Raw genomic sequence first — 22,218 nt, 5'->3', positions numbered from 1 at the left:
GCTATCTAAAGGCTCTCAATTTTAATTTTTATCTATTTTTTAGCAATATTGTCGCTATTGGATAATCGTTAATGCGCCTCATCCCAGTTGTCACCTTGACCGACTTCAACAATCAAAGGCACATCTAGTGATAAAGCGGCTTCCATTATGCGTTTGATCTCCGGTTGAGCAGCCTCTATATCCTTTTCTGCAACTTCAAAAACCAATTCATCATGTACCTGCATCAACATTTTGAGGTTCAAATCGGACGTATCTAACCATTTTTGAATATCAATCATCGCACGTTTAATAATATCGGCAGCGGTGCCTTGCATCGGCGCGTTAATAGCTGTACGTTCGGCATATTGACGTAGTTGACCATTTTTAGCATTGATGTCGGGCAAATAAAGACGGCGCCCCAATAAGGTTTCAACATAACCGTTCTCACGCGCATTCGCTTGGGTACTCTCCATATAGGTTTGCACGCTGGGGTAGCGGCTGAAATACAGGTTGATGTATTCCTGAGCTAGATTTCTAGGGATATTCAACTGTTTTGCCAAGCCAAATGCGGACATACCATAAATTAATCCGAAGTTCACTGCTTTGGCACTACGACGCTGTTCGCTAGTGACACTTTCAAGTGGCATACCAAAAATTTCTGCGGCAGTTGCTTGGTGGATATCTTTCCCTTCAGTGAATGCTGTGACTAAATTGGCGTCTCCTGATAAATGTGCCATGATGCGGAGTTCAATTTGCGAGTAATCTGCGGCAACGATTTTATACCCCTTCGGTGCAATAAACGCTTGGCGAATACGACGACCCTCGGCATTACGAACGGGGATGTTTTGCAAATTTGGTTCCGTAGACGATAAGCGTCCAGTCGAAGCCACCGCTTGCTGATAAGAAGTATGAACGCGCCCGGTTTTTTCATTGATTTGTTTTGGAAGACTATCGGTGTAGGTGGATTTCAATTTTGCCAAGCTACGGTATTCTAAAATCAAAGTTGGTAATTCGTGACCTTCATCTGCCAGTTGCGCTAAAACAGGTTCCGCAGTTGAGGGTTGGCCTTTTGGTGTCTTTTTCAAAACGGGTAGATTCAATCTATCAAACAGTACTTCTTGTAGCTGTTTGGAAGAATTCAGGTTGAATGGCGTTCCTGCAATCAAGTGAGCATCTTGTTCAAGTTGAACCAGTTTTTCACCAATCTCATAAGATTGATCGGCGAGCATTTGCTTGTCGATGAGTACACCGTTACGTTCGGTTTTTGCCAAGACCGTTAACAAAGGCATTTCAATGTCTTTGAAAATGCGGCAAGGCCCTTCATCTTTTTTCAGTTGTGGCCAAATAGTGAAATGCAGTCGCAAAGTAATATCGGCATCTTCCGCAGCATAAGGCGCAGCCTGCTCAACAGGAATTTGGTTGAATGTCAGTTGATTTTTGCCCTTACCAGCGATGTCTTCGAAATGGATAGTGCTATGGTTAAGGTATTTCAAAGCCAAGTCATCCATATTGTGACGCGTTGCCACGCTGTTCAAACAATAGGATTCCAACATGGTGTCGTAGGCAATCCCCTTTAGTTCAATGCCATGATTCATAAAAACATGCCAATCATATTTCAGGTTTTGTCCAACTTTCTGGATTTGTTCACTTTCTAAAATAGGTTTCAGGCGGCTGAGTGCTTGTTCGAAATCCAGCTGGTTAGGCGCACCCTCATAGTCATGCTTTAACGGAACATAAGCCGCGTGAATCTTGCCAGATGATTCGTATGCAAAACTGATACCGACGATTTGGGCGATCATGGTATCTAATGAGGTGGTTTCAGTATCTATGGCGAAACAATCGGCTTCCTTAAGTTTTGTCAGCCATTGTTCAAAAGTGCTTTCATCCAAAATCGTTTCGTAGGGCGCGATTTCGAAGTTTTCTGATGTTGCAGGCTGGGCTGGGTTTGAGTGGTGTTTGCCATTATGTTCACTGACCAGGGTTGCGCTATGCGCTTTGCGCCCTGTGAACTTGCTGAATGGAAGCTGGCCTTTCGCGATTTGTCCTTGCCAGTTTCGTAGGTCATACTCGGCAAAAAGTTCTGCCAATGCCTGGACATCGGGTGTATGGCGTTTGATGTCACTGAGGTGAACCGGCAAATCGCAATCAATGCGGATTGTTGTCAATTGTTGTGACAGTTTTAATTGATCCAAGTTATCTCGCAGACTTTCCCCAATTTTCCCCTTGATTTCGTCGGCATGGTTTATCAAATTTTCGATGGTGCCGTACTCTTCCAGCCACTTTGCCGCCGTTTTTGGACCGCATTTCGGAATTCCTGGAATATTGTCTGAGCTGTCGCCCATCAAGGCAAGGTAGTCGATTATTTGTTCAGGTTTCACATGAAACTTTTCCAACACCTTTTCCGGTGTCATCAACGTGTCATTCATAGTGTTGATAAGGGTGATATGTTCATTCACCAGTTGCGCCATATCTTTATCACCCGTTGACAATAGAGCGTCCATTTTCGCTTCAGTGGCTTGTTGTGCAAGGGTTCCCATGACATCATCGGCTTCAACACCGTCAATCACCAAAAGAGGGATTCCTAACGCTTTGATAATTTGGTGAATCGGTTCTATTTGAATTCTCAGTTCATCTGGCATCGGTGGGCGATGCGCCTTGTACTCTTCATACATTTCATGACGGAAGTTCTTGCCTTTGGCATCGAATACCACGGCAATGCGTTCAGGTTGATATTGCTCCAACAATTTTCCGATCATATTGATCACACCGAAAATTGCGCCAGTGGCATGACCTTTGGAATTTGTCAAAGGAGGCATGGCGTGAAAAGCGCGGAATAGATAAGAAGAACCGTCTACGAGAATAAAGGGCGCTTTTGGATTGAATTCAAGTTGCATTGCTGTCATGAAACTGCCTAGAGATTTATTGAGTTATGGTAAAATTCGATGATTATTTTAACCTATATTAACCGGATTTAGAGTGTGTCGGTCTATACAGTCATAGAACAAGCAGAACTGGAAGCTTTCCTAGCGGATTATAATGTCGGAGCCTTGGCCTCTTACGAGGGAATTAGTGCCGGAATTGAGAATACCAATTATTTTGTCAACACGGAAAAAGACGGTCAGCTTCAGCAATTTGTCTTAACGGTATTTGAACATCATACGTTTGGTGAATTGCCTTACTTCCTGAATATCATGGCCTTCATGGCTGAGCACGCTATTCCTACGGCTCACCCGGAAAAAAGTCTGTCCAACGGCTATTTGAAGTCTTTACAAGGTAAGCCCGCCGCTTTGGTGGAGCGCTTGAAAGGCGATGGCGTTGAGCTACCGACTCTAAAGCAGTGCGAAGTCATGGGCGAGCAGATGGCCAAGTTCCATCTTGCTGGACAGGATTTTGAGGATTTCCGCGAAAATGACCGTAATCTGGATTGGATGCAAACCACATTCGATTTGATTCAACCCCTCTTGCCTAAAGATGAAGTTGCCCTGATTTCCGAAGAGATCAACACGCTTTCTAATTATGAGTGGGAAGTCTTGCCACAAGGTGTTATTCATGCCGACCTATTCTGTGACAATGCCTTGTTTGATGGCAATGAGCTTTCCGGGATTATCGATTTATACTACGCCTGTAATGGTCCATTGCTTTATGACCTTGCCGTAATGGTCAATGACTGGTGTCGTTTGCCTGATCTTACTTACGATAGTGACAAGGTCGCCGCAATGTTGTCGAGCTATCAGCAGATTCGTGAATTGACCTGGCAAGAAAAGGTCACTTGGCCTTACGCTTTGCGTTTAGCAGCATTACGTTTTTTCCTTTCGAGATTAAAAGATAAACACATGCCGCGCGAAGGGGAAATGACGCAAATCAAGGATCCAAATGTCTTCAAATCGGTTCTGACCTATCATCAGAACCATGCGCAGCCATTGTAGTGGCTTATCAAAGCGCATGTCTTTAAAGGACTTTGAGGAAAGCATTCCTCTCTTTACCCGACTCGAACAAACACTCAATTGTGACGCCTATACCGAGCTACCTAAAGATTGGTATGTGGTCGTCACCGATGTGGTGAACTCAACCAAAGCAATCGAGCAGGGTCGCTATCGTGATGTAAACGCCGTTGGTGGCAGTACCATCGCTGCGGTGGTGAATGCCACTAAGCCTCAGAAAATTCCCTATGTATTCGGTGGCGATGGTGCCAGTTTTTGTCTGCCACCAGAGTTGATGGAAAAAGTCCGGCGCGCATTGCGCGGTTGCCAAGAACTCGCTTCAGATGGCCTGGACTTAAAACTTCGCGTTGGTATTGTGCCTTATCAAGCTTTAACGCAAAAAATACATCTATGTCGTTACCGAAGTGCGCCGAACCTGACCCAGTATTTTTTCATGGGGGGCGGCATGGATGAAGCTGATGGACTGGTTAAAAGCCACCTCGGTTATGAATTATCGGAAGACACGATTTCAGATGCCGACTTTTCCGGTTTTGAATGTCGTTGGAACCAGATCCCAAGCCCCAAACAAGTCACTTTTAGCCTGTTGGTTAAATCTCGACTAGCGGAAAACAAAGATACCTTGGCGCTCTATCGGAAGCTGACCCAAAAAGTTGATGAGTTGTTGGGTGACCGAATTGAGCACCACCCATTAAGTCAGGATAATTTGTCATTAAGTTTCAGTGCCGAGAAGCTCAAGGCAGAGACACTCGCGAAAAGTTTTCATCACAACCTTTGGTATCGTTTGAAAACAGCGATTCGCATTCGTCTGGAAAGCCTAGTGGGTGTCTATTGGATAAAAACCAACAAGGCGGTTAATGGGTATGAATGGGGCGACTACAAGGCCGATTTGGTAGAAAATACCGATTATCAAAAACTTGACGATAACTTCAAAACAGTAATGTCCTGCAACCAATCTGATTTACAAAACCTGTTGTCCTGGTTGGAAGAACAACATCGGGCGGGTATTCTTTTTTACGGTTGCCATCAAACCAATGCCGCAGTAATTACCTGTCTTGTCGAAAAGACTGGAACCGATCACGTCCACTTTGTCGATGCCGCTGATGGTGGTTATGCCGTGGCGGCAAAACAGCTCAAAGCCCAAATAAAACTAGGGTCAGAAGCACCTGTCCATTAATTTATTTTGTGTAATCCTGTCTAAATCATTGAACTTTGATTCGCCGTTGAAAAATAGTTTTGAAAAAGCATTTTTTAGGAATAATCTAGTGGCGAAAAATTTGTGGTTCTCACTTTTTGAGGAGTTCACGTTGTGAGTTCTCATGGTTTTTCTTCTACTTGACCCAAAACTGATATAAGCCGATGTGAAGGCTTTTGATTATTTTGAAGGAAGTGGTAATCACTTCATGCAGGTAATCGGCGGCACTTAAGTTTTGTCATATTTTGGATTTTTCTTGTTTTACCTTACGAGGGAAATTTTAATGAAACGTTTTTTGAAATTAGTGTTGTTCGTTTTTGCAACCAGCGCGTTTACGCTATCTGCCCAAGCAGCAGAGCCAGCACCTGCGCCTGCCAAAGCCATGGAAAAACCGATGAAGAAGCCTAATGGCAAAGGGTTTTATCATGAACTACTGCATGCGAACTTTATGCCGAACCTGATGCCGAAATTGCTAAGAAGTTACACGCACGGCAATCCGCTTAAGCTAACTAAAGAGCAATATGAAAAATTGGCTAAATATCACAAAGAGCATTTTCCAAATGTTAAAGCCATGATCAAAAATGTGATGCATTTGGAAGCAGAAGCTCGCAATATGGCATTGGCTGGCAAGGATGATAAAGACATCATCAAAGTGGGTGAGCAGTCTTTGAAAGTGCGCTCAGATATCATGCATGCTAAATTGAAATGTCGTGCGTTCGTACGCTCTGTATTGACGCCAGAACAGTTCACAATGTTGGCGGACAACTTTCATCATCCGAAAAAAATGATGCCAAAGCCTGCACCAGCCGCTAAGGCTTCATAATTTCAGCTTTTCATATCGCTGAATGAAACCTGAAACCAGCCTTGTGCTGGTTTTTTTATTGTCTGGACAATCGCTGAACTTTTGCGATAAACAAAAAAGCCCAGAAATTCTGGGCTTTTTTCCTAGTTAACAACTTCTTATTGAGGAATAGCAGCGCGTAGTGCTACTACGAGGCTAACACACAGAGCAATCATCATAATCGCTCCGCTAGATGCAATTAAATCTTCCATGGGTGACTCTCCAGTTTTCTCGAACAAACGTTCAATCCTTTTTACCAAGGATGTTCAAAAAACAAATTCCCAAAAGCTTTAGCTTGGCGGGAACCAATGATGGAAATGTGGGTATTGCTATCCACATGGGTGTGAAAATTGACTTAATTGATATTTGATGTCAGAGATTCTGACATCACCACTTTCAATGATAAGCCTAAAGTTGTTGAAGTTACTAGTGTTTTTTGCCGTTAAGCTTGCCAATATAGAAACAATTTATAACAATTCGCGTCATGATAGAGCGAAATGAATCCGTTGTTTAACGCGCTTTTAATGCTTGAAAAACATCTCCCAGAATCCCATGAATACTTCCACAAGAATCAGCAGAATAATGATCCACTCCAAGAAAGAACTGTGTTTGTGTTGATAAAGATCGATCATCATCGTTATATCTTCTTTCAGCGTGTTGAGCTTATAAGTCACCACCTCAAAACGTTCCTGAAGATCTAAGAGTTCTGCCAAGCGGTTGTATAGTTGCTCGTAAGCTTCATTGTCCCAAAGGATATTGGGCTTATCCAACAGCATCAAATCCAGCACCATATCATGGCGCAAAAGACTTAATTCAATTGCATAGTCGGCAAACTCATGGCGCTTCATCCAGCTAAAGGAAGTGGAGGTCTCAACCATATTTCGACCTTTGCTGTAAAAGCGGTCGACCTCTTTTTCGAATTTCTCCAGACCCACACTTTGCGCAATGACCAAGCTGACAATCATCAGTGGCCAAAGGCTCAATTCGCGCAACTCAATTTTGTTGTTGTCTACGTGAAAAGGGGTGGTGGCGTCTGTATTCAAAGTGATGTTGTAGTCTTGGTAGAGCGTCGCCTGCTCATAGGATTGCGTTAAACCGAGCTTCTTCAACGCCTTGCTGACATCTTCTTTCGGCCAATTGACGAAGGTGATGACGTCAAACTGAGTGAAGAACAGAAAGCGGCTCGGCGAGGTGTCGGTGATTTCGGCGTAGAAGGAGGCTTCAATTCCTTTTTTCAAAGGAATATTCAGTTTATCCGCTACCTCCATATGGCTGAAATCTGCGGGAAGATAAACAGACAGCAGGTTAATCTGAGCGATTTTAGAAGCGGGCGATGAAGTGTTCATCATGATTCCTTAGTAAAGTAATAACAGCATGAAAATCTGCCAGGTTGGGATATTTTAAAATAAAGCAATGCGTTGTTTTTGGAATGTTTATGGCCTGAATGAATCTTTTTCAAGCGCCCGTTTCTATGTGGTAAATCGCCGCTAAAGGGGATAAGAACGATAGAAGAAATGACCTCTCACCCAACGGCCATATAGCACTTCGAAACTGACGGACAGTAAGACGAAAGCAAAGAAAATAAGTACTGCCACTTTTTGGGTTTCGTAGGTGTGTATCAGTAAGGTGATGAGTGCCGCCAAGCTCGACATACCGGCAATGAAGAATATCCAGCGATTGCCTTGGATTTGGTCATAGAGCTTTAAAGCACTTAGATTGACCATCAGAAACACCAGCAAGAAACTTGCACTGCCGATAATCGCGATTTCATTCAAAGAAATACTATTGGCGAGTAGCAAGCTGAGTACGGATGTAGCGACTGTCGCCATAAAGGGTTGGTTACGCTTTTCCTTCTCCAGGAACTTCGGCAAATTGCCTTCTTTGGCGATGATGTAACCCAAGCGAGCATTGCCGTATATGGTGGCGTTGATGGCGGAAAAAGTCGCTAACAGGGCAGCAACTGCTACCAAAGTAAAGCCGAGTTGTCCCATTGCCGGTTTCGCCGCCAATGCCAACGCATAGTCCTTTGCCTGCATCAGTTGTGCTTCGGGTACTGCGCCAACGGTGATGATGGCGATGAGCACATACAGCAAAATCACGAAAAGTATTGAGCCGTAAAATGCGCGGGGCAAGTTACGCTCCGGGTCTTTGATTTCTTCTGCGGAATTGGCAATCAACTCAAATCCTTCATAGGCGACGAAAATAATCATCCCCGCCACAAAGATGGAAAAGGGTGCTTTCCACTGATGAGGATCGAGAGCTTTTGGGTCAACAAAACTCGCACCGGTGACGATAATAACCACCAGTAAAAACACTTTGATGAGGACAATGAAGGTTTCTGAGCGACTGACGAAAGCCGCACTGATCCAATTGATCAACGTGGGCAGAAGAATCGCCAAGGTGATAAAAAAGTGGTTCAGTAGATTGGAGTGTTCATTCGGAAAAAATGTCTGGGCATAGGAGGAAAAAGCCACGGCGTAGAGTGAAATCGTTACCAGATAACTCAACCATAGCATGAAATTCATACTGCTTGATAGGATGTTGTGGCGGAAAGCCTTGTCAATAAAAACGACTGTTCCACCCTGACTTTGAAATGTTACCGATAGCTTGGCGTAGGCATAAGAGGTTAATAAGGCGACTGCACCAGCGACCAGGAAGGCAACCGCCGTCGCGCCATGTGCCAAAGAAACCGCTTCACCCAATACGGCAAAAATACCACCCCCCACCATGCCACCGATACCGATGGCAAGTGCGCCAAGCAAGCTGACACTGCGGACAGGTTCGGTCATGTAGCGCCTCCGCAAGACCTAGTCGACATAGATGCTATAACCATTTTTTCCACCTGAGGACAGCCACTTGGCCTAGGACGACCAAACATAAGAGCCCGACAAAGATCCAAAAGGCCGAGTTGCCTTGAGCGCCAGGAATACCGCCAAGGTTGACCCCCAATAAACCGGTCAGGAACCCCAAAGGCAAGAAAATGGCAGATAAGATTGATAGCACATACATGCGCTGGTTCAACTGTTCGGACAAGCGGCTCAATAATTGTTCGTTCATTACCGAGGTTCTTTCTCTGACCACATCGATATCTTCAATGTGCTGTATCAGGCGCTCACCGACTTCGCGCATTTTTCTGCGGTGGATATCCTGAATCCAACTCACCTGCTCCACCATGATTTTAGTCAAGGCATCGCGTTCCGGTGACAAGTAACGGCGAAGGGCAATAGTTTGACGGCGTAACACTGATAAGTCATGGCGCAAATCACTTGGGTTTTCAGTCAGGGCTTTGTCTTCGATATCGTCGATTTGTTCTTCAAGTTGATCTACCGTATCAATCATGCGCCAGACCAGCCTGTCTGTCAGATAGACGATGAACTCCGCCATGTCTTTTGGTCCTTTGCCGCGTTCCAGTTGGCGCAACAAGTCTTTGACGGATAGCAGTTTGCGTTTGCGAGTAGAGATGATGCGATCGGCTTCCGCCCAGATACGGATAGATACCATGTCTTCAGGGTCGGCGCCGGGGTTGTTGTTGACACCGCGTAGCGTAATCAACAGGCCGTCATCTATGTTGGTGGTACGGGGACGAGTGTCTTCCGTTAGGAGTGCGTCGATAATAATTTGATCTAGTCCACTGTCGCTTTCCAGCCAGCTGCGGGTAGCGGTAACTGTGTAGTCAAAGTGAACCCAGATTTTCCCTTGGTCGGGTGTCCAATCTTGAAGCTCTTCCCAGCTCAATAACCGACCACCGCCTTTACCGTTCATCAAGAATGCATGAATTAATCCTGTTTCACTGGTTTCCTGGACGACTTGTTCGGCCATACAATCTCCTTGATGAGGGTGAAGGGCTATTCTAGTTTCGGGTTGAGCATACTATTTTTGGCAATTTCGATGGCTTCTTCAAGGTTTTTGGAGAAATCTACCCTTCCCGTTTGTTTATGGATGCCGGCTTTTTGTAATTTTAAAATCAGTCTTTCATTACATTGATTAATAATGATAGCGATTTTTTGAGCTTGCAACCTTGAATAAATCGTTTCTAAGACCATTATCGCACTCATATCAAGCATAGACACGTCGCTCATATCCAATATGAGGACCTTAGTGTCGGGGTTGACGGTTGCCATACTGTGTAACGCCTTTTGAGCGGAACCAAAAAATAATGGGCCGTTGATGTCATAGACTAACACTTCTTTCGGTAAATTTTTCAAATGCGGGTGCTCGGATTGATGTTCCCATTTTTTCACTTCCGTGAGCTGAATGCTGCGGCTGATAAACAGCAGTGCCGCCAAGCCCATGCCGATGCTGACCGCCATGACCATATCGAACAACACGGTGATAGAAAAACAGGTCAACAACACGGCAACATCAGCACGCGGTGCAATTTTCAAAATACGGATAAAGTGTTTCGCCTCACTCATGTTCCACGCCACCATAATCAACAGTGCCGCCAAAGCTGCCATGGGGATGTGCGATAACACCGGCGCAAAGAAGACGATTGCACCTAATACAAATAAAGCATGCACCACCGAGGCCAACGGTGAGCTAGCACCGGAGCGAATACTGGCGGCAGTACGGGCAATGGCCGCGGTTGCAGGAATGCCGCCGAAAAACGGCACCACAATATTGCCGATGCCTTGGCCTATTAACTCCTTGTTGGGTTGATGTTTGGTTCCGGTCATGCCATCGGCAACGACAGCACAGAGCAGTGATTCAATCGAGCCCAACAGCGCAATGGTAATCGCTGGCCCCAGTAAATCGTGAATCAGCTCAAAAGACAAATGTAAGGGTTTGCCGTCAGCACCGGGTTGATTCCAAGGCAAGGACAATTCCGGCAGAAAAGGGGGAATCCCTTGACCGGAAACACCATCCATCAGGTAGTGAAAGCGTGACCCAATGGTTTCGACCTGAAAGGCAGGCAGAAAATAGGGTAGTGCCAATGCGGTGAGGGTGCCGACCAATAAGGCAATCAGGTGAGGTGGGATGTAAGATTTCTGTTTGCTCCACAGGATAAAGGTCACCAGTGTCAGTAACCCGATCAGCGCCTCTTGCCAATGAAATTGTGGCAATGACTGAAGAATGGTTCCCGCATTTTCAATGAAGTGCCCGGTTAGTGTCGGCAATGGCAAGCCAAGCAGATCTTTGATTTGTAAGGTTGCAATCACCACTGCAATCCCAGAGGTGAAGCCGACGGTAACAGGATACGGTACTACTTCAATCAGGCGACCCATATTGGTCAGCCCCATGATGATGAGCAGTATTCCCGCCATCAGTCCACTTAACAGCAAACCGCCCAATCCATATTGGTAAACGATCGGCAGTAAGACCACGACAAAGGCTGCCGTCGGCCCGGAAATATTGATTTTGGAACCGCCGAAAAGGGCAATGACCACCCCGCCAATCATCGCGGTGTAAAGACCATGCTGTGGCGGCACGTCAATGGCAATCGCCAGTGCCATCGACAAAGGCAATGCGATGATACCGACAGTCAAGCCTGCCAAAACATTGGGTTTCAGGTCAGAAGGGTGAAGAAGGCTTTGCCAAAAACTCTGTAAGTTCGGGAACCAGTTTTGCAACATGGGCGCTATGTTCCTCTATAGATAACAAAGAAGTGATAGACAAAAGTTTATCAAAATCCTCAAATCAAAGGCAAAAATCTACCAGGTTGGGGGTGTGAAGCGAGGAATGATAAAAAATACGTTTTGTGACAATTTCGTGAGGATTTAAGGGGTTAGCAAACCCGATAATGAAATTCCTTTTTAAATCATCACATGGAGAAAAGGAATGAAACTACACAAAATGTTAAACTTGAAAACAATGGTTTTTCTGGGACTGAGCCTGTCTATGCAAGCTTCTTTTGCCCAGTCTACCAACAAACTACCAGCGCCAACGGTGGATGGTATTGAATTTCCGGCTGGCTATCAGGATTGGAAATTAATTTCTGTTACCAACCGTGACGACAACAAAACGCTGCGAGCGGTGTTAGGAAATGATGCGGCTATTAAGGCGATTGAGGAAGGCAAGACCAACCCATGGCCTGATGGCGCTGCATTAGGCAAAATCGTTTGGAAAAAAGAGAAAGATCCACACTGGCCGACAGCAGATGTTCCTGGTAAGTTCGTTCATGCGGAGTTCATGTTCAAAGACAGCAAAAAATGGGCTGATACCCATGGCTGGGGGTGGGCCAGATGGGTTGGTATGGAGCAAAAGCCTTTTGCAGATGCCAAAGGATCCGCTCATGCCAGCTGCATCGCTTGCCATACGCCAGTGAAAAATCAGGACTGGGTGTTCCATAAACCAGCTCTTTTACCAAGCCGTTTGCCTTAATCGGTAGCGCCTCTGCCCAGAACACAACTTGATGGGCAGAGTTTAAGGAATTCATATGAGCGACCTATTCAAAGCTTTGATTGTAGAGGATGATGCAGACATCGCCAATCTGGTTCGTTTACAGGTAGGCAGCCTCAAAGGACAAGCCACGATATTGGATCGATTAGAGCAGGCGAAATCCTATGTTGAATCAAATGTTATCGATCTTCTTATTCTTGATTTGTCTCTTCCTGATGGAGATGGTCTTGAGTTTTGTCGTTATTTTCGCAGACAAAACCATATTACCCCTATTTTGATGCTGACGGCGCGTTCCGATGAGCAAGACAAGGTTGCGGGCTTGGAACTGGGAGCGGACGATTATTTGAGCAAACCTTTTGGGCTGGAAGAGCTCAAGGCACGTATTAAAGCTCTGATGAGACGTTCACGAACGCACAACACTCTGGACACGATTGTTCAGGTCGGCTGCCTCAAGCTGGATTTGCAATCTCACCAAGCCTGGCTGAAAGACACTTTATTGGAGTTGACCACTAAGGAGTTTGACCTGTTGAAGTTGTTCGCGGTGTCTCCAAACCAAGTTTTTACCCGACATGATTTGTTGGCGCAAATTTGGGGATCAGATTATTTCGGGTTTGAGCACACCATCAGCTCACACATTAATCGCTTGAGAAAGAAAATTGAGAAGAATCCCGCCAAACCCAAAATTTTAGAAACGGTTTGGGGGGTGGGCTACCGTTTGAATCCAGTTTGTTTATCCGAGACAATCGAACATGTTTAAATCGAAAATCTCCAGACAATATAGCTTGTGGCTGGTCGCGATTTTTTCCGTGATGGGTATCAGTTATCTGGCGTTGAGCCTTGCCTTGTCCAGCCACTATTTGAAGCAGGTGCAAATTAAGATCAATGCGGATGTTGCCCAAACCTTGATACAAGACAACGAGTTGGTCAAGCAAGGTAAGCTCAACGAACCGGCGATTGAAGATACTTTCCATCGCTATATGCTGTTGAATCCGAATCTTGAGATTTATCTTGTCGATTTATCCGGAAACTTGCTTAAGTACTCAGCAAACGCCGATAAAATCAAGCGTAATCATATCGACATCCAGCCTTTGCAACGCTTTTTAAAGCATCCATCCGAAGGGCTGATTCTGGGTGACGATCCCAGAAGCTTTGATGGTAAAAGCCTCTTTTCGGTTGCCTATTTACCCAATGCCGAGCATCCTGAAGCTTATCTCTATGTGGTGATTCAGCCTCATATTGCCGAAGAGGTCGACAGACGGTTGCAAGAGAGCATCCTCCTTAAACTCAGTGGTTGGTCTTTCTTGACCAGTTTGCTGTTGGGCTTAGGATTGGGAGGCGCGTTGTTCTATTTTCTGAATCGTCGTATTGCCTTGCTGTCAGAAAAGGTAAAACGGTTTGAACAGGCGCCGCAGCACGTGATTCCGCCACCGGAGAAACTCAATGACGAATTGGATGAGTTGGCACTCGCCACTTCCGATATGTCAGTACAGTTGCATGATCAATTGGAACATATCCAACAGGCGGACCAACAACGGCGGTTTATGATTTCCAGCTTATCGCATGATTTGAGAACGCCCTTAACCAATTTGCTGGGTTATATGGAGCAGGCAAAAGTCGACAATTCGATGGATTATTTGGATACGGCTTTCCAAAATGGTTTGAAGTTGAAAAACTATCTGGATAGATTATTCGAGTACGCCAAACTGGATTCAAACTTAATTCAGTTGAATGCACAGTATCAGTCTCTCAGTGAGTTTTGTGAAACGTTACTTGAACAGTATCAAACGCTTTCCCCAAATGCTGATTGGTGGATAGATATCCATGCAGGCATTGAGATCGCATTTGATAGAGAGTTGATGGAAAGCGCTATCAGAAACCTGTTGGATAATGCGATGAAATATGGAGATGGTTGGGTCAGTTTTGGGCTTTATCGCCTTGATGACGATATCACCATCCGTGTATGCAGTGCCGGAAACGAATTACACCAAGTGAATCGGTTATTGGAAAGTAAACTGGCGGTTGGAAATGCTGCCAACCATCCTGCACAGAACCATACGGGCTTCGGGTTGGCGATTGTGCGCTTTATTGCCGAGAAGCATGCTGGCTCTCTTGTCTATGAGCATGAAACCAACAAGAACTGTTTTGAAATCCGCCTTAGCAAGGCATCGTAATTGCTGGCTAGCTAACGTGTAATGGAAAGGCACCATGGATGCCTTCAATCAGCATTTGCACGCCAATGACCGCTAGAATCAATCCCATCATTCGTGTAATGACACCCAAAGCCCCTGCACCGATAAAGGTGACAAAACGCTCACCGAAAATGAAGATGAAATAGGTGATGACACACAGCACTGCAAACGCAAGAATGGTGGTCACCATTTCAAACAGACTACCGCCAGCGGAAAAATTCATGGCTGTTGCTATGGTCCCCGGCCCAGCCAGCAATGGCATGGCAAGCGGAGAAATCGCCACACTCAATTTGGCATCTATCGCCTCTTGGCTGTCTTCTTCATTCAGTTGGTGAACGCTGGAGGCATTCCCCTGTAGCATGTGATAGCCAATCAACAACACAATAAAGCCACCTGTGATTTGGAAGGCAGGTAAAGTAATGCCGAATAAATCGAAAATCACCTTCCCCAGCACCGAAAAGGCTACCACAATCACGAATGCCAGCAGCAATGCGCGCAAGGCGATGCGCTTGGTGGTTTTGGTGTTGTCTTGCGATGTTAAGCTGAGAAAAATGGGTGTGTTTGCAATGGGGTTCATGATGGCGAAGAAACCCATAAAAACGGTGAATAAATGTAATGAGATGGATTCTAACACTGCGAAACCCCTGAATTTCTGTCAGTTCATTATATGCAAAAACCACAGAGATAAAAGGTGACGATTGTTTGAATGGAAGGATTCGGCGGCTTCAGATAGAAACCGCCTAGAAAGTATTTAATAGAAGAATCGGGACTTAACGGTTTGGGCCACCACCACCCATGCCGCCGCCTTGTCTCATCATGCCAGGCCCCATTCCTGAGCCGGGTCCCATACCGGAACCAGGACCCATTCCCGAACCTGGTCCGCGAGATGCTGGTGGTTCATCTGGCAAAGTTATGCCCTGCTCTTTGGCACGCTCTTGCATTTGTTTGTGGTGTTCATTTCGAATTTGATTTCTTTCTTCTTGCGTCTTGGCAGCTCGCATTTGGTTACGATATTCATTCATCTCTTGTTGTGTCATGAGTTGTCTGCCATAGATTGGCTGATCCGAATTCGGTGTTGCGGCAAAGGCATTCGCTGAAAACAATGACAAACTGCAGGCCAAAGCCGAAACAAGTATCGTTTGTTTGATCATGGTAAATTCCTTGTAAACTAATGTGTTGTTGATTGTTTCACGGTGCTGTGTGCTCTGTAGATAACACACAGCACCTATCTGTTTTATTAAACGCCGATTGTTTGGTGAAAACTAATTAAATCTATTTATTTAGAGCGGCTGGTAATTAGTTTGTTTAATTGTTCATCTGCCATGTCGTAGCCTAATCTGATCATTTCTTTGGCTCGGTCAAACTCCAGTGTTCCGCAGGCATTGCTGGCAATCTCAATAAGATAGTCCGGCGGATAAGCGGCCAGTTTCTGGCGGGAAATTGTTGTTTGCATGGCATCAAATGCTTGGTTGGCAATGTCGTAAATACTCCAGTCTGAGCGCTCGGTTGGTGCTTCGGTCTCGGTAAATCGACGGATGAAATTGTGGACCTTTTCATAGAAGGGATTGGGTTCAGATGAATTTTCTGATGTGCTGGGTTGAGGTGCCTGTATGTCACCATTCAGGTTGGCGGCAATGGTTAAATCCGTGGCATCACCAAAAGTTGGCGCGATGGGAACCGGGTTTAGCACACCGCCATCAATCAGGTCAATTCCATTGTGGCGCATGGGGGTGAAGAACAAAGGCAGGGAGATGGATGCACGGATGGCATCAAACAGTTTCCCTGAACGTAACCAGACTTCCTTTTGGTTTTGAATATCCGTCGCAACGGCAGTGAAATGGACGGGCAACTCTTCAATTAGCTGGTTGCCGACCAAATCAATCAAGGAGTTGATAATTTTGTCACCTTTGACCAGCCCGTTTTTTTGCCAGGAAATATCCAACAGAGCGACCATATCCATTTTACGGATGGCGCATACCCATTCTTCAAAGTCGTCCAGTTTTCCCATGGCGTAAATGCCACCGATCAGTGACCCCATGGAACACCCTGAAATGGAAGTTATCTCGAAGTCATGTTCTTCTAGCCAGCGGATAACACCGATATGTGCGAGGCCTCTAGCGCCGCCACTGCCTAAGACAAGAGAGATGGTTTTTTTAGGAGAGTTGTTTGACATAGTGTGTCCGTTGCTTTTAATTTTTTGTCAGGCTGACTTCCGGCAATCGCCAAGTCCAGAGTGCGCCGATGATGGCGATAACACTCAATAGTAAAATCACGCTTTGTACCGACCAAATATCTGCTAGCAACCCGACACCACCCGCCAGCAACATGAAAATACCGATAAGAGTATTACTCAACGCAACATACATGGCACGGTTTTCACCATTTGATAAATCCACCAAGTAAACTTTGCGCCCCAAGCGGATGCCGCTGTGAAAGAGGGTGATTGCCATAAAGAACCCGGCGTGGGTAATTGGATGCGTCAGCCAGGAGGATTGTTCTTCAACCATCGCAAACAATAAAATGCCTAATAAGCCCGATAAACCGGCGGCAGTGATCATGACCTTGCGGCTGGATTTGTCTGACATTTTCCCCCAAATCGGTGCGCTCAAACTGCTGGCGAGACCGCCAGCGATAATCAGCATCCCTAAACCGCTTAAGGCACCTTCACTATAAGACTGGGCAACCAATACATAAAATGGTGGAACCAAAGCGGTACTCAGGAATAGTGTTCGAGCAATGACATATTGGCGAAAAGGCGCGTCTGTTTTCAGTAAAGAGAAACTTTCAATCGCGGCAGCCAGAGCATTCTTGCCACCTTCGGTGGCGCCGGGTTGTTCGATAATGCGGTTAAAGCTGAAATAAGCAACAACCCAAAGTACTGCGCCCAATGCGAGAAGGCTTGCCAATAAAAGCTGCGAATTGCCACCTTTATTTTCCCCGAGCATTTCGATAATGGCACCGATACCTAAGGTAATCACGCCCGCAAAGCTGGCACTATAGCCCATCAATACGCCACGCTTGCCTTTTGAAATGGTCTTGCCCAGGACATCCTTAGCAGAAACCGAGCAAAGCCCTCTTGCCAAACTGAAAACAAGCAATGCAATGATAATCGCCCAACCCGCCATCGCACCGCTGGCATAAAACGCGGTAATCGCCATGCCGAACAAAGCCAGTGCTGACAAGGCTGCGCCGAGAAGCCAAACCCCTTTTCGTACTGGGAGATTGCGCACCAATGCGGCGACCATGAGTTGCGGCAGTAATACGCACGCCTCACGTATCGGTACCAGAAAACCCGCAAAAATCGCCGGTGCGCCGAGCATGCCAAGAAGCCAAGGCAAAATCAATTTGGCACTGGCGAGTTCATCGGCGATTTTGCCAAGGCTGTTGGCTGTTAAGTAAGCGAAGAAATTTCTGGGTTGATCGTGGCAGGCGGATTCCGGTATGTCTTTGCATGCACGTGTGTCTTCGTCGCCGTGTATCAAGTCATAAAGACGGTTAAGTTGTTGAGAATCCGCTGTGTTCACGTTTACCTTTTGCCTAAGCTAGATGTTTTCTTAATTAGTTTTTCGGAACCTGCCATTTCTGAGAGAAGGCTTTCAGTGCTATCAACTGTTGCTCAATCAATTGTTGAATTTTCGGGTCAATCAACTCGCTTTCCTCATTGAAAGTGTTGGCGAAAGCATTGCAAAACACCTCTGGACGATTCAGCAGGTGCAGGTTCAAAAATACGCAGACTTGGCGCAGATGGTATTGTGCACGCGAGGTACCCATGCCGCCGCCAGCGCCCATCATCGCCGCAGGTTTGTCGTTGAGCAAGAGGTTGCTCGGCTCTCTGGATGCCCAGTCTAATGCATTTTTCAATGCCGGGGCGATGGAGTAATTGTATTCCGGGCAGGCAAACAAAAAGCCGTCTGCTTCAGACATTTGTTGAAAGAGAGCTTCCACCGAGCTGGGTTTATCTTTGATATCTTCGTTATAAAAGGGAATATGTGATAAATCGGCAATTTCGATGGTCATGCCTTCCGGCACATGCGCTCGAGCATAACGAAGCATGCCCATGTTAGTGGATTTTTTGCGAAGACTGCCGCAAAGACCAAGAATCTTCAAGTTTTCCATAACAACCTCCTTCAAGCGTTAGCTTTTTGAATGGTAGCAATGATTGTACGCCGAAAGACAGGCAATGCAACTGTCTGTTTTTGAATGCAAAAATCTGCCAGGTTGGGGGTATTACTCAAGCATTAGGCGATAAGGTCGCATAGGTGACGCTTGAAAACCATGCTTTTCATAGAAGGTTTGCGCTGCAGTATTGTGATGGTCAGTCAGTAAGGTGATGCGAAGGCAGTTTTGGCGCTTGGCTTCGGCAATGGCGGCTTGAATCAGAAGTGATCCGATGCCTTGATGTCGCACCTCATGAGAAACTACCATGTCTTCCAATAAGGCGACCTTGCCGCCAAGGGCAGTGGAGATAGTGAATAACAAATTCACCATGCCATTCATTTTTTCCGGCGCAGTTGTTTCACATGAAACCAGAATGCAGCCCATGGTCGGGTTTTGCAAAATCTCGGTCAAGCCACGGGTTTGCGCGGCGATATCCGGTACGAATTCGTCTTCCTGTTGAAATAATGCACACAACAAATTATTGAGTGCGTCCATGTCTGCCAAAGTCGCTAGGCGGCAGGTGTATTCAGGGGAGCTATTTTCGTTCATGGTCGTCCTCGTCGGAGACGGTCTTTTCGCCGGTAAGCATGGATTGAATCAGGTTTTCATTGTGTACCACACTGGAAAATAGTACACCGATGATGTGGACAGTCACCAGAAACAAAGTGGTGTTGGCAAGAAATTCATGGATGCCTTTCCAAATGGAGTGGCTTTTGCCGCCATCGGCAAAGGCAGTGCCGATAGGACTTAAATCTAGCGACAATCCTGCTAGAGGCCCCTTACCTTCTGCCGCATAGGCTTCTAGCCCTGTCCAGGTGGTGAGCAATAAAAATGATAAAAGTAGGATAATCATCCAACCACCTAGCGGATTGTGACCGATGTAATGAATGGGGCGGAATTGCAAGATTGAGCTAATGTAGGTTTTCACCGTTTCCCGACCGTAAACGAAGTTGGTGAATCTTGCATAACGTGTACCGATTATGCCCCAAATGATGCGGATAACCACCAACGTCAATACGATATAGCCGGTGTAAGCATGGAGAATACTGTCGTCACCCGTAAGGTAAGCTAGGAAAAACGTCGGAACGAGCGACCAATGAAAGCTCCTAACGACGATATCCCATACCTTGACCTGATGTGACATGGCTTTCTCCAAGTTGAAAGCGTTGAGTTGCTATGCGGAAGCGCCGAACATCAAGCCCACATATGTGGTGATTCCCATTGCGATAGCTCCCCATATCAGCATACGGACGCCGCCTTTAATCATATTGGCACCGCCGGTTTTCGCAGCGATAGCCCCCAAAATGGCAAGTAGTGCCAGAGAGCTGAAGGCAACGATATACCCTAAATTCTGCATGGGTAGAACCGCCACCAGAATGACCGGAATCCCTGCACCGGAGATGAAAGAAGCTGCTGAAGCAAAAGCGGCCTGCAAAGGGCGTGCGGTATGAATTTCGGATAGCCCGAGTTCATCGCGGGCATGGGCATCAAGAGCGTCATGTTCCATCAATTCGGTGGCAACTTGGTTGGCGGTGGCTTCACTGACACCGCGCTGCTGATAAATCAGTGCCAGTTCTGCATGTTCGGTTTCCCAGTCATCTTCCAGTGCTTGACGTTCAATTTCCAAATCGGCTTTTTCAGTATCCGACTGAGAGCTGACGGAAACATATTCGCCAGCCGCCATTGAAAGTGCGCCAGCAACCATGGCGGCGACGGCAACCAATAACACATGCTCTTTATCCGAACCGGCGGCGATGACACCGACCAACAAACTCACGACGGAGATAATGCCATCATTTGCACCTAGCACGGCGGCACGCAGCCACCCCATGCGGTGGCTGTAGTGTTTGTCTGCTAAATGCTCATCAAGCATTTCTTCGGTAAAGTGAGACATGGTTTTTGCTCCTGACTAAAAATTATTCTGGCTGCTCGGCTTCGTCTTTTTCTTTGTGTTTTGAGAGGCTCGAAAACAGTAAGCCAAGTATAAAACCTAAGCCGATCAGAATCACCACCAAAAGCGCAATTTGAGCGGAAAAGCTCCAAAATAAAAGTTTAATTTCGACAATTGCTGTGTTTTGCAGCGCAAAAATCGTCACCAGTATGATGGCGACAATGGAACTGATGGAATGTAGCTTTTTCATCATCTCTCCTTTTCAGTTGTGCTTAAACCCAGACTTCTTCGCCATGCTCCACAATATGCACGGTTTTGTTGAATCGGTCTTGAATAGCGGTTTTGAAAATTTCCTGCTTGTCTCTTTCGCCATGAATTAGGAATACCTTTTCCAGATGTTGGAATTGTCCAATCCATTCCAGCAATTCTTTTTGGTCAGCATGCGCGGAAAACCCGTTGATCATATAGGTCTTGGCGCGGACTTTAATTTCTTCACGGTAGATGCGGATGGTTTCGGCACCGTCCACCATCAGACGACCCAGTGTGCCTACGGCTTGATAACCGACGAAAATAACACTGTTTCGTGCATTCCACAGGCGATGTTTGAAGTGGTGCAAAATCCGACCTCCAGTACACATACCGCTACCGGCGATGATGATACAGCCGCTTTCAATGTCATTGATCGCCATGGACTCTTCGCCTTTCAAGGTGTAGTGAAGATATGGAAAGTCGAACACCGAACCATCTTGTTCTAAAAAGGCTTGTGCGTCTTCATTCAACTCCTGAACATATTGGCTATAGATGCGTGTGGCACGAATCGCCATGGGGGAGTCGACAAAGATTTTGCACTCTGGCAGCGTTTTGTCGTAGTACATTTGTTTGAGCAACAGCAATATTTCCTGGGTACGCTCAATAGCAAAAGACGGGATCAGGACATTCCCTTGATTGATTAAGGTGTCTTTGATGGCGGTCTTGAACTCTTCGATACTCTCGGTCAAGGAACGGTGGTTGCGATCCCCATAGGTGGATTCGATATAGAGTGCATCACCATTACGGACGCTTTCTGGCGGAGGGAGAATCAAATCTTTCTTATTTCCCAAATCACCGGAGAAAACGATAGTTTTAGTGGTGGAATCTTCCTCGTAGTCAATCTGAATACTTGCCGAACCCAAAATATGGCCGGCGTTATGGAAGGTCGCCTTGATGCCTTTTGAAAGACTAATCGGTTTGTTGTAGTCAGCATATTGAATCGATAGGTTGAAGACATCACCTACATCGTCCATATCATACAAAGGTGGTGTTACCTTGTCTTCTTCACCGCGACGTTGCGCCTTTTTCAGGTCAGTTTTGTAGTCTTCCTGCATAATTTTGGCGCTGTCGAGCATGATGACTTCCGCCAGCTCTAAGGTAGCACGCAGGCTGATAATGCGCCCGTCAAATCCCTCTTTCACCAACTTCGGAATTCGGCCCACGTGGTCGAGGTGAGCATGGGTGACCAGCAAGATATCCACTTCACGAGGGTCAAAGCCAAAGTCATCACTATTTTCATGGTCGGTGTGGCCTTGGAACATGCCACAGTCGATTAATACGACGGGACCTGATTTGAAACGTACTAAGTGGCAGGAGCCGGTAACGGTTTCAGCGGCACCAAAAGATTGAATCGGAATCATAAATGTCTCCTTGTTCAG

21 protein-coding genes are annotated in these 22,218 nt (G+C 46.1%); 6 read left to right on the top strand and 15 right to left on the bottom strand.

Annotated elements, in window-relative coordinates; translation table 11 throughout:
* Positions 1-68: 68 nt before the first annotated feature.
* A complete protein-coding gene (gene polA, locus HVMH_RS00195) occupies positions 69-2,882 on the bottom strand; it encodes a DNA polymerase I (protein ID WP_051623067.1) in 2,814 nt (937 codons plus the stop codon).
* 75 nt (positions 2,883-2,957) lie between these two features.
* Here polA and HVMH_RS00190 point away from each other — a divergent pair, with 75 nt between their 5' ends.
* The 3 genes from HVMH_RS00190 (at position 2,958) to HVMH_RS00180 (ending at position 5,935) form a co-directional block, all read left to right on the top strand.
* Entirely contained in the window at positions 2,958-3,905 is a 948-nt protein-coding gene (locus tag HVMH_RS00190) for a homoserine kinase (RefSeq protein ID WP_029911392.1), read from the top strand.
* A 16-nt stretch (positions 3,906-3,921) separates the two neighbouring features.
* Positions 3,922-5,094: a DUF3095 domain-containing protein gene (locus HVMH_RS00185; RefSeq protein WP_029911395.1), complete on the top strand. Its 1,173-nt coding sequence runs from the start codon at positions 3,922-3,924 to the stop codon at positions 5,092-5,094.
* A gap of 301 nt (positions 5,095-5,395) precedes the next feature.
* On the top strand, positions 5,396-5,935 hold the full coding sequence (locus tag HVMH_RS00180; protein WP_029911399.1) for a Spy/CpxP family protein refolding chaperone: 540 nt from the start codon (positions 5,396-5,398) through the stop codon (positions 5,933-5,935).
* A 539-nt stretch (positions 5,936-6,474) separates the two neighbouring features.
* Here the strand turns inward: HVMH_RS00180 and HVMH_RS00175 are convergent.
* The 4 genes from HVMH_RS00175 to dauA form a co-directional block, all read right to left on the bottom strand.
* Positions 6,475-7,302 (bottom strand): RMD1 family protein, encoded by an 828-nt coding sequence (locus tag HVMH_RS00175; RefSeq protein ID WP_081822735.1) that lies wholly within the window; start codon positions 7,300-7,302, stop codon positions 6,475-6,477.
* A gap of 138 nt (positions 7,303-7,440) precedes the next feature.
* The gene (locus HVMH_RS00170) at positions 7,441-8,742 is read right to left on the bottom strand and encodes an APC family permease (RefSeq protein ID WP_029911405.1); all 1,302 of its coding nucleotides are present in this window, start codon (positions 8,740-8,742) and stop codon (positions 7,441-7,443) included.
* Positions 8,743-8,776: 34 nt separating this feature from the next.
* The gene (gene zntB / locus HVMH_RS00165) at positions 8,777-9,772 is read right to left on the bottom strand and encodes a zinc transporter ZntB (RefSeq protein ID WP_029911408.1); all 996 of its coding nucleotides are present in this window, start codon (positions 9,770-9,772) and stop codon (positions 8,777-8,779) included.
* A 26-nt stretch (positions 9,773-9,798) separates the two neighbouring features.
* Positions 9,799-11,526 (bottom strand): C4-dicarboxylic acid transporter DauA, encoded by a 1,728-nt coding sequence (dauA, locus tag HVMH_RS00160; RefSeq protein WP_035628996.1) that lies wholly within the window; start codon positions 11,524-11,526, stop codon positions 9,799-9,801.
* 205 nt (positions 11,527-11,731) lie between these two features.
* Between dauA and HVMH_RS00155 the strand changes: the two genes are divergently transcribed.
* From HVMH_RS00155 to HVMH_RS00145, 3 genes are read left to right on the top strand one after another with little or no spacing between them, the layout of a single operon-like run.
* Complete coding sequence (locus HVMH_RS00155) at positions 11,732-12,274, top strand: cytochrome P460 family protein (RefSeq protein WP_029911414.1); 543 nt, start codon at positions 11,732-11,734, stop codon at positions 12,272-12,274.
* A 55-nt stretch (positions 12,275-12,329) separates the two neighbouring features.
* Positions 12,330-13,049: a response regulator transcription factor gene (locus tag HVMH_RS00150; RefSeq protein ID WP_029911416.1), complete on the top strand. Its 720-nt coding sequence runs from the start codon at positions 12,330-12,332 to the stop codon at positions 13,047-13,049.
* Positions 13,042-14,463, top strand: coding sequence for a sensor histidine kinase (locus HVMH_RS00145; protein ID WP_029911419.1), 1,422 nt, complete (start codon positions 13,042-13,044; stop codon positions 14,461-14,463). Before HVMH_RS00150 ends, HVMH_RS00145 begins: the two co-directional genes overlap by 8 nt.
* 7 nt (positions 14,464-14,470) lie before the next feature.
* On the opposite strand, the gene HVMH_RS00140 is transcribed toward HVMH_RS00145, so the two are convergent.
* The 10 genes from HVMH_RS00140 to HVMH_RS00095 all read right to left on the bottom strand — a co-directional run bounded on the left by HVMH_RS00140 (position 14,471) and on the right by HVMH_RS00095 (position 22,200).
* Positions 14,471-15,115, bottom strand: a complete 645-nt coding sequence (locus HVMH_RS00140; protein WP_029911422.1) for a MarC family protein — start codon at positions 15,113-15,115, stop codon at positions 14,471-14,473.
* A 136-nt stretch (positions 15,116-15,251) separates the two neighbouring features.
* On the bottom strand, positions 15,252-15,632 hold the full coding sequence (locus tag HVMH_RS00135; RefSeq protein WP_029911425.1) for a hypothetical protein: 381 nt from the start codon (positions 15,630-15,632) through the stop codon (positions 15,252-15,254).
* A 125-nt stretch (positions 15,633-15,757) separates the two neighbouring features.
* On the bottom strand, positions 15,758-16,654 hold the full coding sequence (locus HVMH_RS00130; RefSeq protein ID WP_029911428.1) for a patatin-like phospholipase family protein: 897 nt from the start codon (positions 16,652-16,654) through the stop codon (positions 15,758-15,760).
* Between the two features lie 16 nt (positions 16,655-16,670).
* Positions 16,671-18,005 carry an MFS transporter gene (locus tag HVMH_RS00125; protein ID WP_029911431.1) on the bottom strand — a complete coding sequence of 445 codons (1,335 nt, stop codon included), beginning with the start codon at positions 18,003-18,005 and terminating at the stop codon, positions 16,671-16,673.
* A 34-nt stretch (positions 18,006-18,039) separates the two neighbouring features.
* Complete coding sequence (locus HVMH_RS00120) at positions 18,040-18,597, bottom strand: NADPH-dependent FMN reductase (protein WP_029911434.1); 558 nt, start codon at positions 18,595-18,597, stop codon at positions 18,040-18,042.
* Positions 18,598-18,708: 111 nt separating this feature from the next.
* Positions 18,709-19,188: a GNAT family N-acetyltransferase gene (locus HVMH_RS00115; RefSeq protein WP_051623070.1), complete on the bottom strand. Its 480-nt coding sequence runs from the start codon at positions 19,186-19,188 to the stop codon at positions 18,709-18,711.
* Positions 19,175-19,783: a cytochrome b/b6 domain-containing protein gene (locus HVMH_RS00110; RefSeq protein ID WP_029911442.1), complete on the bottom strand. Its 609-nt coding sequence runs from the start codon at positions 19,781-19,783 to the stop codon at positions 19,175-19,177. The genes HVMH_RS00115 and HVMH_RS00110 overlap by 14 nt, the downstream gene beginning before the upstream one ends.
* Positions 19,784-19,813: 30 nt before the next feature.
* On the bottom strand, positions 19,814-20,533 hold the full coding sequence (locus tag HVMH_RS00105) for a VIT1/CCC1 transporter family protein (RefSeq protein WP_081822736.1): 720 nt from the start codon (positions 20,531-20,533) through the stop codon (positions 19,814-19,816).
* 22 nt (positions 20,534-20,555) lie between these two features.
* On the bottom strand, positions 20,556-20,780 hold the full coding sequence (locus HVMH_RS00100; RefSeq protein WP_029911448.1) for a lipopolysaccharide assembly protein LapA domain-containing protein: 225 nt from the start codon (positions 20,778-20,780) through the stop codon (positions 20,556-20,558).
* A gap of 22 nt (positions 20,781-20,802) precedes the next feature.
* A complete protein-coding gene (locus HVMH_RS00095) occupies positions 20,803-22,200 on the bottom strand; it encodes an MBL fold metallo-hydrolase RNA specificity domain-containing protein (RefSeq protein ID WP_029911451.1) in 1,398 nt (465 codons plus the stop codon).
* Positions 22,201-22,218 lie beyond the last annotated feature (18 nt).

The sequence above is a fragment of the Hydrogenovibrio marinus genome, assembly GCF_013340845.1.
Taxonomy (GTDB): Bacteria; Pseudomonadota; Gammaproteobacteria; order Thiomicrospirales; family Thiomicrospiraceae; genus Hydrogenovibrio; species Hydrogenovibrio marinus.
The sequence above is the reverse complement of the archived record's forward strand: the minus strand, read 5'-3'. Positions and strand labels throughout refer to the sequence as shown.